Origin of the sequence: Paraburkholderia oxyphila NBRC 105797 (genome assembly GCF_000685075.1) — a bacterium.
Taxonomy (GTDB): Bacteria; Pseudomonadota; Gammaproteobacteria; order Burkholderiales; family Burkholderiaceae; genus Paraburkholderia; species Paraburkholderia oxyphila.
The window spans coordinates 45,972-61,480 of sequence record NZ_BAYD01000051.1; the positions used below are offsets into that span (position 1 = coordinate 45,972).

At 66.0% G+C, this 15,509-nt stretch carries 10 protein-coding genes; 7 read left to right on the plus strand and 3 right to left on the minus strand.

The features are described from left to right. The first annotated feature begins 19 nt into the window (after positions 1 to 19). Complete coding sequence (locus BO1_RS27855) at positions 20 to 1,462, plus strand: MFS transporter (protein ID WP_028220365.1); 1,443 nt, start codon at positions 20 to 22, stop codon at positions 1,460 to 1,462. Positions 1,463 to 1,494: 32 nt separating this feature from the next. Here the strand turns inward: BO1_RS27855 and BO1_RS27860 are convergent, their stop codons facing one another. Beyond that, entirely contained in the window at positions 1,495 to 2,400 is a 906-nt protein-coding gene (locus BO1_RS27860) for a LysR family transcriptional regulator (protein WP_028220366.1), read from the minus strand. Positions 2,401 to 2,499: 99 nt separating this feature from the next. On the opposite strand from BO1_RS27860, the gene BO1_RS27865 reads away from it, so the two are divergent. The 5 genes from BO1_RS27865 (at position 2,500) to BO1_RS27885 (ending at position 11,496) form a co-directional block, all read left to right on the plus strand. Beyond that, positions 2,500 to 6,072 (plus strand): indolepyruvate ferredoxin oxidoreductase family protein, encoded by a 3,573-nt coding sequence (locus BO1_RS27865; protein WP_028220367.1) that lies wholly within the window; start codon positions 2,500 to 2,502, stop codon positions 6,070 to 6,072. A 323-nt stretch (positions 6,073 to 6,395) separates the two neighbouring features. Beyond that, on the plus strand, positions 6,396 to 7,661 hold the full coding sequence (gene mtnK / locus BO1_RS27870) for an S-methyl-5-thioribose kinase (RefSeq protein ID WP_028220368.1): 1,266 nt from the start codon (positions 6,396 to 6,398) through the stop codon (positions 7,659 to 7,661). A 94-nt stretch (positions 7,662 to 7,755) separates the two neighbouring features. After that, positions 7,756 to 8,832 carry an S-methyl-5-thioribose-1-phosphate isomerase gene (gene mtnA / locus BO1_RS27875; RefSeq protein ID WP_028220369.1) on the plus strand — a complete coding sequence of 359 codons (1,077 nt, stop codon included), beginning with the start codon at positions 7,756 to 7,758 and terminating at the stop codon, positions 8,830 to 8,832. Then, positions 8,829 to 9,548, plus strand: coding sequence for an L-fuculose-phosphate aldolase (locus tag BO1_RS27880; RefSeq protein WP_084688226.1), 720 nt, complete (start codon positions 8,829 to 8,831; stop codon positions 9,546 to 9,548). Before mtnA ends, BO1_RS27880 begins: the two co-directional genes overlap by 4 nt. 127 nt (positions 9,549 to 9,675) lie before the next feature. Then, on the plus strand, positions 9,676 to 11,496 hold the full coding sequence (locus BO1_RS27885) for a chloride channel protein (RefSeq protein WP_028220371.1): 1,821 nt from the start codon (positions 9,676 to 9,678) through the stop codon (positions 11,494 to 11,496). Between the two features lie 134 nt (positions 11,497 to 11,630). Here the strand turns inward: BO1_RS27885 and BO1_RS27890 are convergent, their stop codons facing one another. Both BO1_RS27890 and BO1_RS27895 read right to left on the minus strand, forming a co-directional pair. After that, positions 11,631 to 12,965 carry an MFS transporter gene (locus tag BO1_RS27890; RefSeq protein WP_028220372.1) on the minus strand — a complete coding sequence of 445 codons (1,335 nt, stop codon included), beginning with the start codon at positions 12,963 to 12,965 and terminating at the stop codon, positions 11,631 to 11,633. 104 nt (positions 12,966 to 13,069) lie between these two features. Beyond that, positions 13,070 to 14,641, minus strand: coding sequence for a sulfatase-like hydrolase/transferase (locus tag BO1_RS27895; protein ID WP_028220373.1), 1,572 nt, complete (start codon positions 14,639 to 14,641; stop codon positions 13,070 to 13,072). 253 nt (positions 14,642 to 14,894) lie between these two features. Between BO1_RS27895 and BO1_RS52995 the strand changes: the two genes are divergently transcribed. Beyond that, entirely contained in the window at positions 14,895 to 15,440 is a 546-nt protein-coding gene (locus BO1_RS52995) for a MarR family winged helix-turn-helix transcriptional regulator (protein WP_245643916.1), read from the plus strand. Positions 15,441 to 15,509 lie beyond the last annotated feature (69 nt).

Genomic DNA, 15,509 nt, shown 5'->3' on the forward strand with positions numbered 1-15,509 from the left:
AACGAATCAGGAGACAAGCATGGCCATTCTGGAGGGCGCTGCGCATCTGCGCGCCACCGACCTGGCGACGCCAGCCGACGCCGTTATGGACGCCAGCAAGGGCGCGATTTCCGCGCGGCTCGACCGGCTGCCCGCGACCCGCGCGATATGGAAGCTGATCCTGCTGCTGAGTCTCGGATTCTTTTTCGAGCTTTATGACCTGCTGTTCACGGGCTACGTGGCGCCGGGGCTCGTGAAGGGCGGCATCCTCACGGCCACGACGACGGGCCTGTTCGGCACCTCGGGCGTGGCGAGCTTCATTGCGGCGCTCTTCGGCGGCCTTTTTCTCGGCACGATTGCATGCGGTTTTCTCGCCGACCGCTTCGGCCGCCGGGTCATCTTCACGTGGTCTTTGCTCTGGTATGTGGCGGCCAATACCGTGATGGCCTTCCAGGACACGGCGGGCGGCCTGAACTTCTGGCGCTTCGTGTCGGGCATGGGTATTGGCGTCGAGCTGGTGACGATCGGCACCTACCTTTCCGAACTCGCACCGAGGCACCTGCGCGGGCGGGCCTTCGCGGTTTGCCAGACGATCGGCTTTTCGGCCGTGCCCGTGGTGGCATATCTCTCGTATCTGCTGGTGCCGCGCACGCCGTACGGGGTCGACGGCTGGCGATGGGTCGTGCTGCTGGGCGGCGTGAGCGCGCTGTTCGTTTGGTATTTCCGGCGCAATCTGCCCGAGAGCCCGCGCTGGCTGGCAGGCAAGGACCGCCTGGAGGAGGCCGACGCCGTCCTCAGCCGTCTCGAAGGCGAGGTCGCGCGCCAGTACGGCAAGCCCTTGCCCGTGCCCGGCCGCGCCGAGCCGGTGGCGCACGAGGCAGGGTTCGCCGACATGTGGAAGCCGCCTTATCGCAAACGGACCATCATGCTCGTGGTCTTTCACATTTTTCAGACCATCGGCTTCTTTGGTTTTGCGAACTGGGTGCCGACGCTGCTCGTCAAGCAGGGCATCACGGTCACCTCGAGCCTGCTTTACACCACCGTGATCGGTCTTGCCGCGCCACTCGGGCCGCTGCTCGGCTACTGGATCGCGGACCGCTTCGAGCGCAAGCATGTGATCGTCTTCATGGCGGCGGTGAATATCGTCAGCGGGCTGCTCTTCAGTCAGGTCGCATCGGCGGTTGCGATCGTGACGCTCGGCGTGCTGCTCACGCTAGCCGGCAACATTATTTCGTTTACCTACCACACGTATCAGCAGGAGCTTTTCCCAACCGCGATCCGTGCGCGAGCCGTGGGATTCGTCTATTCCTGGAGCCGCCTCTCGGCCGTATTCAGCTCGTTCGTGATCGCGTTCATGCTCAAGGAATTCGGTGTGACGGGCGTGTTCGTTTTCATTGCCGGCGCAATGGCGCTCGTTATCGTCGCGATCGGCCTCATGGGCCCGCGCACGCTCGGTCAATCGCTCGAAAGCATTTCGCATTAGTTTCGCAACTTCTGCGGATTCCCGGCAGCATCTCACGCCCCGCACGCATGAATCAGAAACTGCTGCAACGCCGCTGCAGGCCCGCTCATCTGCGCGTCCTTCTGCCAGATCATGCCGGCCTCCATATGCGGAATCGCATCGAGCACGGGCCGCGCCTCGATACGCTTGCCTTCTAGCGACCACGGCCGGAACACCATGTCCGAGAGCACCGTCACGCCAAAGCCATGCGCGACGAGCCCGCGCAACGCTTCCATCGACGAGGTGCGGAACGCGATATTCGGCTTCACGCTTTTCTTCTTCCAGTAGCGCAGCGTCGACTGCTCGGCCTCATCGACTGTAATCAGAATGTAGGGATGCGCGGCGATGTCCTTGAGCGACGGCGCGTCGATGCGCGCGAGCGGATGCGTGGGTGCCACCCACAACTGCCGCCGCGAGCGGTTGAGCACGTGGCTGCCGAAGCGGCTCAGGCGCTCGACGTTCGATAGCAGCACCACGCCTATCTCCACCTCGCCGTTCAGGACCGCTTTTTCGATATCGGGGCGCTCGCGGTCCTGCAGGTCGAAATCCACGAACGGGTAGGTCGCGCGAAAGCGCGCGAGCAATTCGGGCAGGAAATAACCGAGCACCGTATAGGTCGCGGCAATGCGCACCGTCCCGCGCATGTCGTGCGCCCGGAATGGCGGTTTGTGCACCGCATCACGCGCGGCGTCCAGCACGCGGCGGGCGTGATTATAAAAATCCTGGCCGTCCGGCGTGAGCACGACGCCATGCGGCAGGCGTTCGAACAGGCGCGTGTCGAGCCCGCTTTCGAGCGCGAGCACGGCGTTGGTGATGGCCGATTGAGAGACATGCTCGTTGGCCGCCGCCATCGAGAACTGGCCCGTTTGCGCCGCCGCCACGAAGTAGCGGAGCTGCCGCAGCGTGAGATCGAATGCCATCTGTTTTTCGCATATCAGAGTTGCCTATTTGTGATTTTACGATACGAATACGGCTTTCTATACTCGCCGGAAAACGATTATCCAGCGGAGACATACCCCATGAATGCGCGCGACCCCGTTGCATACGATATGACGACCGATACGCCGGCCACCCCGGTTTCGCTCGACGACAAGTACACGCTCGAACGCGGGCGTGTTTATATCAGCGGCACCCAGGCGCTGGTGCGCTTGCCGATGCTGCAGAAGGCACGCGACCGCAAGGCGGGCCTGAACACCGCCGGCTTCATTTCCGGCTATCGCGGCTCGCCGCTGGGTGCGCTCGATCAGTCGCTGTGGAAAGCCAAGAAGCATCTGCACGAGAACGACATCGTGTTCCAGCCGGGCGTGAACGAGGATCTCGCGGCCACCGCCGTCTGGGGCTCGCAGCAGGTCAATCTGTGGCCGGGCGCGACGCGCGACGGCGTATTCGGCATGTGGTACGGCAAGGGGCCCGGCGTCGACCGCACCGGCGACGTGTTCAAGCACGCGAATTCGGCCGGCAGCGCCGCCCACGGCGGCGTGCTCGTGCTCGCGGGCGACGATCACGCGGCGAAGTCGTCCACGGTCGCGCATCAGTCCGAGCACGCGTTCATCGCGGCGGGCATTCCGGTGCTGTATCCCTCCAACGTGCAGGAGTACATCGACTACGGTCTGCACGGCTGGGCAATGAGCCGCTACTCGGGCCTCTGGGTGGCCATGAAGTGCGTGACCGACGTGATCGAATCCACGGCGTCGATCGACCTCGATCCCGAGCGCGTGGAGATCGTCACGCCGGACGACTACGCGATGCCGGCGGGCGGCCTAAATATCCGCTGGCCCGACACGCCGCTCGTGCAGGAAGCCCGCCTGCTGGACGAGAAATGGTATGCGGCGCTCGCCTACGTGCGCGCCAACAAGCTCAACCGCGTGGTGATCGATTCGCCGGCGCCGCGCTTTGGCATCATGACGGCGGGCAAGGCCTATCTCGACGTGCGCCAGGCGCTCAGCGACCTCGGCCTCGACGACGCAACGTGTGCGCAGATCGGCTTGCGCGTCATGAAGGTGGGCTGCGTGTGGCCGCTCGATGCGCAGGACGCACGCGCGTTCGCGACTGGCCTGGAAGAGATCCTCGTGGTCGAGGAAAAGCGCCAGATCCTCGAATACGCGTTGAAGGAAGAGCTGTACAACTGGCGCGAGGACGTGCGCCCCAAGATCTACGGCAAGTTCGACGAACGCGACAACGAAGGCGGCGAATGGTCGGTGCCGCGCGGCAGCTGGCTGTTGCCCGCGCATTACGAGCTATCGCCCGCGCTGATCGCCAAGGCCATCGCGCGGCGCCTCGCCCGCGCGGACCTGCCTGAAGACGTGCGCGCTCGCATGCTTGCGCGCGTCGCGATCATCGAGGCCAAGGAGCGCGAGGCGGCGAAGCCCCAGGTGAGCGTCGAGCGCAAGCCGTGGTTCTGCTCGGGCTGCCCGCACAATACCTCGACCAACGTGCCCGAGGGCTCGCGCGCGCTCGCGGGCATTGGCTGCCACTACATGTCGATCTGGATGGACCGCAAGACCGAGACCTTCAGCCAGATGGGCGGCGAGGGCGTGACGTGGATCGGGCAGATGCACTTCGCCGGCGACAAGCACGTTTTCGCGAATCTCGGCGACGGCACCTATTTCCATTCCGGATTGCTGGCCATTCGCGCGGCTATCGCGGCGAATGCCAACATCACGTACAAGATTCTTTATAACGATGCCGTCGCGATGACGGGCGGGCAGCCTATCGACGGCGTGCTGACCGTGCCGCAGATCGTGCATCAGGTTCACGCCGAAGGTGCGAAGCGCATCGTCATCGTCACGGACGAGCCGGAGAAATACGATTCGCGCGTCGTGCTGCCCACGGACGTGAAGATTCATCACCGCGACGAGCTGGACGCCGTGCAGCGCATGCTGCGTGAAGTGCCCGGCACGACCGTGCTGGTCTACGACCAGACCTGCGCCACCGAGAAGCGCCGCCGCCGCAAGCGCGGCACCTATCCCGATCCGGCACGCCGCGCCTTCATCAACGACGCGGTCTGCGAAGGCTGCGGCGACTGCTCGGTGCAGTCGAACTGCCTGTCCGTCGAGCCGCTCGAGACGCCGCTCGGCACCAAGCGCAAGATCAATCAGTCGTCGTGCAACAAGGACTTCTCGTGCGTGAAGGGCTTTTGCCCGAGCTTCGTGACGGCCGAAGGCGCGCAACTGCGCAAGCCGCAGGCCGCACGTAGTGCCGCCGCGCCCGATTTCGACGCGCTGCCGGCGCCCACGCTGCCTGCGCTCGCTCGCCCCTATGGCATTCTCGTCACGGGCGTGGGCGGCACGGGTGTGGTGACCATCGGCGGGCTGATCGGCATGGCCGCGCATATCGAGCGCAAGGGCGTGACCGTGCTCGACATGGCGGGCCTCGCGCAGAAGGGCGGCGCCGTGCTCAGCCACGTGCAGATCGCATCCGCGCCCAGCGCGCTGCATGCAACGCGCATCGCCACGGGCGAGGCGCGCCTCGTGATCGGCTGCGACGTGGTGGTGACGGCATCGAACGACGTGCTCTCGCGTACGCAGCACGGCGTGACGGTGGCCGCGGTCAATAGCGGCGCGACGCCCACTGCGGACTTCGTGCGAAATCCGAAATGGGCGTTCCCCGGCGCGCAAACGGAAGCGGGCCTGCGCGATAGCATCGGCGACGGCTGCGAGTTTATCGACGCCAACGCGCTCGCGCTGACGCTGCTCGGCGACACGATTTACAGCAACCCGCTGCTGCTGGGCTTTGCATGGCAGAAGGGCTGGCTGCCGCTGCAGCTCACGAGCCTGCTGCGGGCGATCGAGCTGAACGGCGTGGCGGTCGAGAAGAATCGCCTCGCGTTCAACTGGGGCCGTCATGTGGCGCAGCACGGCGATGCCGCTGTGAAGGCGCACGCCAAGCCGGCGGCACAGGCGATCGTGATGCGCATGCCCGAGTCGCTCGACGCCGTGATCGCCTCGCGCGAAGCCTTGTTGACCGCGTACCAGAACGCGGCCTATGCGCAACGCTATCGCGGCGTGATCGACCGTATCCGCGAGAAGGAAATGCTGGCCACCAGCAATGCGAAGCTGCCGCTCACGCGCTCGGTCGCCGTGAATCTCGCGAAGCTCATGGCCTACAAGGACGAGTACGAAGTCGCCCGCCTGTACGCCGATCCCGCCTACCTCGCGAAGCTGCGCGAGCAGTTCGAGGGCGAACCGGGCCGCGATTACAAGCTGAGCTTCTACCTCGCGCCGCCGTTGCTCGCAAAACGCGATGAACAAGGCCACATGCAGAAGCGCCGGTTCGGTCCCTGGGTGCTCCCGGCTCTGCGTGCGCTCGCCCGCATGAAGGGACTGCGCGGCACGGCGCTGGACGTGTTCGGCCGCACGGCCGAGCGGCGCGGCGAGCGCCAGTTGATTGCCGACTACGTCGCGCTCGTCGACGAGTTCTGCGCGACGCTCGATGCCGATCGCCTCCCCACGGCGCTCAAGCTGGCAGGCATTCCCGACGACATTCGCGGTTTCGGCCACGTCAAGGAGAACAACGTCCGGGCCGCGGCCAGCAAGCGCGAGCAACTGCTGCGCGCGTACCGCTCGCCGGTGCGCATGGCCGCCAGCGCCTAAGGTTGTGTAAGCAGCACGCATACGCCGTGCGATGTCCCTCTCGCCGCAAGACGTTCCGCCGGCGAGAGGGACAGATTGAAAATCCTCGATGTGGCCCCGCCTTCAAGGGAAAACCATTGGTCGTTAACATCAGACGTCTGATGTAAATTGACGCCCAACGCGGTTGATACCCAACGCGGCTACCCAGGGAGCCCATGCGTCTGGGCGTCGATCAGTCGATGAGCGGGCGCATCCAGCATTGGCTTTTGGCAACGCTCGCGCGAGCGAGCGCTCAAGCCCAGGCGACCCCATTCCCAGCGTCCCCTTTCCGCACAGGAAAACCCATGCGCTTCGAGGCTTTCAGCTCTTCCGAACTGGCGGCATACCTGAGGGGTATTCCAGCCGTCCACGCACGGCTAGGCGACGACAGCGAATTGCAGGTCGTCGAAGTGGGCGACGGCAACTTGAACTATGTCTATTACGTGAGCAGCGCGCGCGACCCGCAGCGCAGCGTGGTCGTCAAGCAGGCGCCGCCGTTCCTGCGGCTCGTGGGCGAGGGCTGGCCCTTGCCGCGCGAGCGCATGGAGCGTGAAGTGGCCGCGTTGCGCCGCTTCGGCGCGCTGTGCCCGCAGCATGTGCCGCGCGTCTATCACGCCGACAGCGAGAAGTTCCTCATCGTGATGCAGCGTCTCGACTCGCATCGCGTGCTGCGCCAGGGGCTCATCGACGGCATCGTCTATCCGCATCTGGCCGATCACGTCTCCACGTTTCTCGCGCGCACGCTGTTTCATGGCTCCGACCTGTATCTCGCGCCCGACGCGAAGAAGGCGGCCGTGGGCGGCGACATCAACAGCGAGTTGTGCCGGATCACCGAGGATCTCGTCTTCACGTTTCCGTTCGAAGACGACCCTTCGAACGTGTATAGTCCTGCGCTGCCGGCCGCGGCGGTCGAGCGGCTGCGCACGCACGAGCCGCTGCGCCGCGCCGTGGGCGAGATGAAGTGGGCCTTCATGAACCATGCGGAAACGCTCGTGCACGGCGATCTGCATACGGGCTCGATCATGGCGAACGAGCGCGAGACCTATGTGATCGATCCCGAGTTCGCGTTCTATGGGCCGATGGGATTCGACCCGGGCGCGTTCATCGCGAACCTGCTGCTGGCCTGCTATGCGCGAGACTGGCACGACCGCGTGGCGGGCCGTGATCCCGCCGTCTATCAGCGCTGGCTGCTCGAGCAGGTCGCGCAGGTATGGCACGGCTTTGCGGAGAAGTTCGCGGGGCTGTGGCGCATGCACGAGCGTGAGACGGGCCGCGCGTATATCGGGGGCCCGGCCGACACGCGCGCCGCCGAGGCGTTTCGCGAAGACTTCGTGCGGCGGCTGCTGGCGGACACGCTCGGCTTCGCGGGCTGCAAGATGATCCGTCGCATCGTCGGCATGGCGAAGGTCGCGGAGATCACCGGCATCAAGGACGAAACCGTGCGCGCACTAGTGGAAGTGCGCTGCCTGCGGCTTGCCGAGGCGCTGCTCGTGCAGCGGCGCGAACTGGCTTCGATCGGGGCTGTCACGGCGCTGGCGGCTCAGGTGCTCGCGCAACCGGTGGAAGCGTGAGCCGGCCGGCGTGAACGACACGATCACGAGACAGGCACGAACAATTCGCCGCACATGCGGCATGGTCCGGCGTACCGGCATTCACGGAGAACGTATGGCGTTGCAGCCGCACACATCGAATCTTCCGCCCACTCTCGAGTGGCGCGACGAGACCCTTTATCTGCTCGACCAGACGCGCCTGCCGCTCGAGTGCGTGATCGAGGCGACCGATAGCGTCGAGGCGGTCTGGCGTGCGATACACGAGCTGCGCGTGCGCGGCGCGCCGGCGATTGGCGTCGCAGCGGCCTATGGGCTGTGCGTGGCGATGCAGCCCGAGCGGCAGGCGCCGCGCGACGCATTCCTCGCGCGCCTCGAGCAGCACGCCGCGCATCTGGACAGCGCGCGGCCGACGGCGGTGAATTTGCGCTGGGCGCTCGAGCGCATGCTCGCGCACGCGCGTGGCATCGGGGCCCGCACGGGTGCGGAGATCTACGAGGCACTGGTGGCCGAGGCAACGCGCATTCATCGTGAGGATGTCGAACTATGCGCGAGGATCGGCGAACACGGACGTGCGCTGATCAAGGCGGGCAGCGGCGTGCTCACGCACTGCAACGCTGGCGCGCTCGCGACAACGGGCATCGGCACCGCTACCGCACCGCTTTATTGCGCGCATCGCGATGGCGTGCCGTTTCGTGTCTATGCCGACGAGACGCGGCCGCTCCTGCAAGGCGCGCGGCTGACGGCATACGAGCTGCAGCAGGCCGGGCTCGACGTCACGCTGATCACGGACAGCATGGCGCCCACGCTCATGGCGCAGGGGCTCATCGATCTCGTGATCGTGGGCACCGACCGCGTGGCCGCGAACGGCGACGTCGCGAACAAGATCGGCACGCTCGGCGTGGCGATCGCGGCGAAGCATTTCTGCATCCCGTTCTACGTGGCGTGCCCATCGTCCACGCTCGATCTGCGCACCGCGCGCGGCGCGGACATCGTGATCGAGGAGCGCGGCGCCGACGAGGTCGCGCAGTTCGCGGGCCGGCGCACCGCACCCGAGGGCATCAAGGTGCGCAATCCGGCCTTCGACGTGACGCCGCACGCGCTCGTCACGGGCATCGTGACGGAGTTGGGTATCGTGCGCGCGCCGTTCGAAGACAATCTGGCGGCGCTGTTCGCCGCGGGAGCGGCCGTATGAGCGGCGCGAGTGGAGAGGGCGCAGAGCGCCGCGCGGGTGAGACCGCGGCGCGCGCACGCGATGCCCGCGCCGAGGCCGGGCTGCGGCAGCAGATCGTCGATACCGCGCGCGACATGGAGCGCCTCGGCATCAATCAGGGCACCTCGGGCAACGTGAGCGCGCGCTGGCATGACGGACTCCTGATTACACCGAGCGGCGTGCCATGCGCGGCGCTCACGCGCGAGCGCATCGTCTGGATGCCGCTCGACGTGCGCGAGGACGACCCGCTCTTCGAGGCGCGGCGTCCTTCTTCGGAGTGGCGCTTTCATCGCGACATCCTGCATGCGCGGCCCGACGTGAACGCTGTCGTCCATACGCATTCGAATGCGGCGACGGCGCTTGCAATCCACGGCCGCGGCATTCCCGCACATCACTACATGGTGGCCGCGGCCGGCGGAAACTCCATTCGCTGCGCGCCTTACGCGACCTTCGGCAGTCAGGCGCTCTCGGATCACGCGCTCGAAGCGCTGCACGAGCGGCTCGCCTGCCTGCTCGCGCATCACGGTGTCATCGCGCTGGGGCGCGATCTGGAGCGGGCGCTGTGGCTCGCCAACGAGGTCGAGGTGCTGGCGAAGCAATATCTGCTCGCGTGCCAGATTGGCGAGCCGCCGCTGTTGTCGGACGCGCAGATGGACGAAGTCATCGAGAAGTTCAAGGGCTACGGCCCGCGCAAGTGAGCGGCGGGGTGACGAGCGCGCATTGACGGCCGGTGAATTCAGCGGATGAATCCGGCTCGTTGCATCACGTTGTGATATAAATGTCGCGTGAGCACCGCCGACCACCCGGTGCCCGCCAGGGGGGATCATGAGCGAGCACAGCGAGCACAAGGGCGATTTCGCAACCGATGTCCGGCTTCTGCGCATCAGCGCCATCGCTGCCGTGGGCGGCGCACTGAGCACCGTCGCCGCGGACTTTCTGCTGCACCTCATCCGCTTCTTCACGAACCTGTTTTTCTTCCAGACGCTCTCCACGGCGAATCATTCTCCGGCCCAGAACACGCTCGGCTGGCTCGTGGTGGCCGCCCCCGTGATTGGCGGGCTGCTGGTGGGCCTGATCGCGCGCTTCGGCTCGGAGCAGATTCGCGGCCACGGCATTCCCGAAGCCATCGAGGCGATTCTGTTCGGCAAGAGCAAGATGTCGCCGAAGGTGGCCGTGCTCAAGCCGCTCGCCTCGGCCATCGCCATTGGCAGCGGCGGGCCGTTCGGGGCCGAAGGTCCGATCATCATGACGGGCGGCGCGATCGGCTCGCTCATCGCGCAGTTCTTCCATCTCTCGAGCGCCGAAAGAAAGGCGCTGCTGGTGGCGGGCGCCGTGGCCGGCATGACCGCCGTGTTCGGCACGCCCGTGGCCGCCGTGCTGCTCGCCATCGAGCTGCTGCTGTTCGAGCTGCGTCCCCGCAGCCTGCTGCCGGTGGCCATCGCCTGCGTCGTGGCGGGCTTCACGCGGCCGCTGTTTCTCGGCAGCGGCCCGCTGTTTCCGCTGCAGACGTTGCCCATCGGCCCGATCGGCATCGTGGCGGCGGCCATTGCCGGGCTGATTGCCGGCGCGTTGTCGTGGGGCCTGTCCACCTCGCTCTATAAGGTGGAGGACCTGTTCGGCAAGCTCCCCATTCACTGGATGTGGTGGCCCGCGCTGGGCGCCATTGCCGTGGGCATCGGCGGCTATTTCCAGCCGCGCACGCTCGGGGTGGGCTACGACGTGATCGGCGACCTGCTGCAGAACCACCTCGTCTTGCACGTCGTGATTGGCATCGTGGTCGTCAAGGCCATCATCTGGGTCATCGCGCTGGCCTCGGGGACTTCGGGCGGCGTGCTCGCGCCGTTGCTGATGATGGGCGCGGGCGTGGGCGCAATCGTCGGCCCGTACATGCCCGGCGGCGACCCTGCGCTGTGGCCGCTCGTCTTCATGGCGGCCGCGCTCGGCGGCATGATGCGCGCGCCCGTGATGGCCGCGGTATTCGCCTTCGAGCTGACCGACGATGTCAATGCCTTGCTGCCGCTGCTCGCGGCCGCCGCCGTGGCCTACGGCTTCACTGTCATGTTCATGCGCCGCTCGATCCTGACCGAGAAGATCGCCCGGCGCGGTTATCATATTTTCCGCGAATACAGCATCGATCCGCTCGAGCGCCATTATGTGGAGGAGGTCATGACGCGTACGGTCGTGACGATCGATGCGGACACAACGATCACCAGCGTGTTGAACGACTATTTCGGCAAGGACCAGAAGTTTCGTGCCTATCCGGTGCTGAGGGATGGCGTGCTGCTGGGCATGGTGGACCGCGCGCTGCTCGACCCGATTCCACTCGGCAAAGCCGGGATGCCGATCGGCTCGGCTTTCGCGAAGACCCGGCCCGAGATCGCCTTGCCTGGCGAGACGTGCAGGAACGTGGCGGCGCGGCTCGCTATCTCAGGCCTCGAGCGCGTGCCTGTCGTGGACGATGAAAAGACCCTGCGCCTGCTCGGCGTGGTCTCGCGGCACGATCTCGTCAAGCCGTCGATGCAGGTCTTCGCGGAGGAGCGCGAGCTCGAGCAGTTCCGCCAGGTCTGGATTCCTCGCAGCACCCTTTTCGCACCCACCCTCAAGCGCCAGGACGGACCCGACGAGCACGCCGATGTGGGCCGATGAACGCCAATTGGGGAGCGGGCAGGCGGGCCATCGTGTTGCCGTGCCCTGCGCTGTGGGGTGCACGCTTGCCCGGCTCGACCGCGCCCGATCCTGCCCGGGAATAATTGACCGTATGAATTACGCCTCAGACGGCCTCATTTGACGGCTGCTTGTGGCGCTGCCTGCCTCGCTTCGCTTCGTGGCGCGGGGACGGTGCACAACAGCATGACCATGCCCGCCGCGAGCAGCACCGCGATCACCACGAGCCCCGCATAGAGGCTGCCGGTATACGTCTTGAGCAAGCCAACCAGCGACGGACTCACCGCACCGCCAAGCGCCCCGATTGCGGTAATCACGGCGATGCCGCCCGCGGCGGCGCCGCCGTCGAGCCACGCCGTGGGAATCGTCCAGAAGATGCTGAGCGTCGCATAGATGCAGACCGACGCGGCCATGAGCAGCACGACGGTGAGCGTCACGCTATGCGCTGCGAACGGCAGCAGCAGGAAGCTGGCGGAGACGATGAAGCCGCAGGCGGCCACATGCCAGCGGCGCTCCATGCGTCGATCGGAGCTGCGGCCGATCAGGGCGATGCCGATGGCCGTGCACACCGAGATCGCGCCGCTCAGCCAGCCGACGTCGCGCACTTCATGCACGCCCACCTGGCGCAGCAGCGTGGGAATCCAGAAGCCAATCGCGTTCAGCCCCATGAAGATGCAGAAGTAGATGGCCGAGAGCACATGGATACGCGGATTGCGCAGCACCTCGCGCAGGTGTGCGGGCGACGCTGAGTGTGCGCGGCGGCGCTGGCGGTCCGCTTCGAGCGCGGCCTCCACGTGCTGTTTCTCGGCGCTCGAGAGCCAGTGCGAATCGGCGGGGCGGTTGTCGAGGTAGAGCATGGCCATCACGCCGAGCACAATGGCGGGCACGCCTTCGATCAGGAACAGCCATTGCCAGCCGCGCAGGCCCATTGCGTCGTGCAGATGGCTCATGATCGCGCCCGACATGGGGCCGCCTATCACACCGGCGAGCGGCACCGCCATGATGAAGAGGCTCATGATGCGCCCGCGCCGGCTATCGGGAAACCAGTAGGTCAGATACAGCACGATGCCGGGAAAGAAACCCGCTTCGGCCGCGCCCAGCAAAAAGCGCAGCACGTAGAGCGAGGTGGCGTTATGCACGAACATCAGCAGCACGGTCAGGCTGCCCCACAGCACCATGATGCGCAAGAGCGTCTTGCGCACGCCTATGCGCGCGAGCAGCAGGTTGCTGGGCACTTCGAACACCACATAGCCGATGAAGAACATCCCCGCGGCGATGCCGAAGATGGCGTCGTTGAGCTTCAGGTCCTGCAGGAACTGCAGCTTCGCAAAGCCGATGTTCACGCGATCGATGAAGTTCACGACGTAGCAGATGAACAGGAAGGGCACGATGCGGCGCGTGATCTTCCGGAACGTGGCCTCGTCGTGCTGCGTGGCCGATGGGTTGTGCATGGTGTCTCCTTTGCGTCCGACTGGCTTCGAGGCTGGCCGGTCTTATCCGCGGTTTTATCGCGCGGTTTTATTTGTTGTCGCGAGGCGGCTCGAGTCCGCGGCGCTCACCACTCGCCGAAGAACACGCCCCATTGCTTGTGATTGTCGGTCTTGCTCTCCACGCCCGCATGGTCGACTGTCACGCGCTGCTTGAGCGTGCCGTGCCACTCGGCGAGCCGCGCGTGCATACGCACACGTATCGGCTCATGGCTCGCATCGGCGCCAAGGTCGATGTACTCGTCGGGGTCCGCCGCCAGGTCGAAGAGCTGCGGCCGGAAGCCTTGCCAGTAGACGTATTTCCAGCGCGAGTCGCGCACCATCCAGCCACGGCAGGCGTCGGGGCTGCGGCCCAGCGTGAGGCGTGCGCCACGGTAGCTGTAATCGAGCTCGGAAACGACATAGTCGCGCCAGCCTTCGGCCTTGTCCGCATCGCCGCGCGTGAGCGCCAGCACCGAGGCGCCTTCCACGCGCTCGTCATAGGCGGGCAGGTCCAGCGCATCGAGTATGGTCGGCACGACGTCGATGCCCGACATGAAGCGCGTTTCCGCCGTGCCGCGTGTGGCGTCGGCTCGCGGCGACGGGTCGTACACGATCATCGGCACGCGCTGCACGGTGTCGTAGAACATCTCCTTTTCGCCGAGCCAATGGTCGCCGAGAAAATCGCCATGGTCGGCCGTGAAGACGATCAGCGTGTCCTGCCAGCGGCCGAGGCGCTCCAGCGTCTCCCACAGCCGGCCGAGGTGGTCGTCGATCTGCTGGATCAGGCCCTGGTAGACGGGCCGCACGGTGTTCGACACTTCTTCGCGCGAGAAATTGAGGCTTTCCTCGTGCTGGCGGTAGGCGGCCACCACCGGGTGCGCCTCGTCGTGCTCGCTGCGTTGCCGCTTGAGCGGCAGGCACTGGTCGAGCGAATAGAGGTCGTGGTATGGGCGCGGCGCCACATAGGGCCAGTGCGGCTTCACATACGAGAGGTGCAGCGCCCACGGCTGGTCGCCCTGCTGCTCGATATAGCGAATCGCCTGATCGGTCATGTACGCGGTTTCCGAATGCGGCTCGGCCACGCGCGACGGCCAGCGCACGTTGCGCATTTTCCATCCGGAATGCACGGCGCCACTTTCGTCTTCCACGCCAATCACGAAATCGCTCCACGGCTTGTCGCTCACATAGCCGTGGCGGCGCAGGAAGGCCGGGTAGCCGCTCTCGCTGCCGGGCTCGTGATGACCGTCGTAGCGGTCCAGCTCGATGAAAGAGCCGGTCGAGAGCCGCTGGCCCAGCGCGCTCGCGCGGGCGATCTCGAGGCGCTCCATGCCTTGCGCGTCCACTTGCACGTGGGTCTTGCCGGCGAGCGCGAGCGTGCGGCCGTGGCGCATCAGGTATTCACCGAGCGTGAGTTCGCCGAGCGACATCGGCACGCGATTCCAGTTCGCGCCGTGGCTCGTCATCGTGCGCCCCGTGTAATAGGACATGCGCGACGGGCCGCATACGCCTGAGGTCACGAATGCGTTGTCGAAGCGCACGCCGCGCGCGGCCAGCGTATCGATGTTGCGTGTGCGCAGGTACGGATGCCCATAGCAGCCGAGATGATCGCGCCGCAACTGGTCGCACATGATGAAGAGAACGTTTCGGGTCGATGTCATGCTGGATGCCGGTTCTGATGCGGGTGGTGCTGCCGTTGGTAGGGGAGCGGTGCGATCTGCCGCGCTTGCAGCGATTGCCGCCATGGCCCGATAGTAGGGAGCAGACCGACGATTGACCTAGTCAAACGTGTGTGCAGGTGCACAATGGCGCGCACGTCCGGGGCTTGCCGCACTGCGTAGCGGCGGCAGGCATAATGGCGAATCACTCCGCTTTCATCCGCTTTCGTTCGCTTTTATCCAGTCCGATCCGACCGTGCCGCGCCCGAAACCCGCTTCCCCCGCGCCCCCAGCGGCCGACCCGCCCGCGTTGAAGCACCCCGCGCATATCGAGGAATTCCTGCTGTACCGGATTCACAATCTCGCCCGGCTCGCCACGCAAGGCGTGGGCTTGATGTTCCGCCGCGAGATCGGCATCAGCCGGCGCGACTGGCGCATCCTCGCTTTCGTCGGACGGTATCCGGATCTGAACCTCACGCGCCTCGCCGAGCTCGCGTCGCTCGACACGGTGGTGGCGAGCCGCTGCGTCGCCCAGCTCGTCAAGCGCGGGCTGATCGCCAACTCGCGGCTGCCGACTAACAAGCGCATCACGGTCCTGACGCTCACCGAGGCGGGCAAGGTGGCCTACGAGCGCGCGCGAGCGGGCGGGCAGAAGTACAACGTGGAATTCATAGACTGCCTGAGCGACGAGGAAGCCGGCGTGCTCGACGCGCTGCTCACGCGTCTCGAGCAACGCGCGGAGGAACTGACGCAGCGCGAGATCGAGAAAAGCGGCGGCGTGGCGCCTGAAGACGACGTGTGACGGACGTCGCGTGAGGCGCGCGCGTCACAACCCGCGCCACAAACCCGCATTAGTCCAAGTCGCTCTCAC

Bases quoted from the DNA above. Each gene is read 5' to 3' on its own strand.
- BO1_RS27855 (WP_028220365.1), top strand. From the start codon at position 20: ATGGCCATTCTGGAGGGCGCTGCGCATCTGCGCGCCACCGACCTGGCG.
- BO1_RS27860 (WP_028220366.1), bottom strand. From the start codon at position 2,400: ATGGCATTCGATCTCACGCTGCGGCAGCTCCGCTACTTCGTGGCGGCG.
- BO1_RS27865 (WP_028220367.1), top strand. From the start codon at position 2,500: ATGAATGCGCGCGACCCCGTTGCATACGATATGACGACCGATACGCCG.
- mtnK (WP_028220368.1), top strand. From the start codon at position 6,396: ATGCGCTTCGAGGCTTTCAGCTCTTCCGAACTGGCGGCATACCTGAGG.
- mtnA (WP_028220369.1), top strand. From the start codon at position 7,756: ATGGCGTTGCAGCCGCACACATCGAATCTTCCGCCCACTCTCGAGTGG.
- BO1_RS27880 (WP_084688226.1), top strand. From the start codon at position 8,829: ATGAGCGGCGCGAGTGGAGAGGGCGCAGAGCGCCGCGCGGGTGAGACC.
- BO1_RS27885 (WP_028220371.1), top strand. From the start codon at position 9,676: ATGAGCGAGCACAGCGAGCACAAGGGCGATTTCGCAACCGATGTCCGG.
- BO1_RS27890 (WP_028220372.1), bottom strand. From the start codon at position 12,965: ATGCACAACCCATCGGCCACGCAGCACGACGAGGCCACGTTCCGGAAG.
- BO1_RS27895 (WP_028220373.1), bottom strand. From the start codon at position 14,641: ATGACATCGACCCGAAACGTTCTCTTCATCATGTGCGACCAGTTGCGG.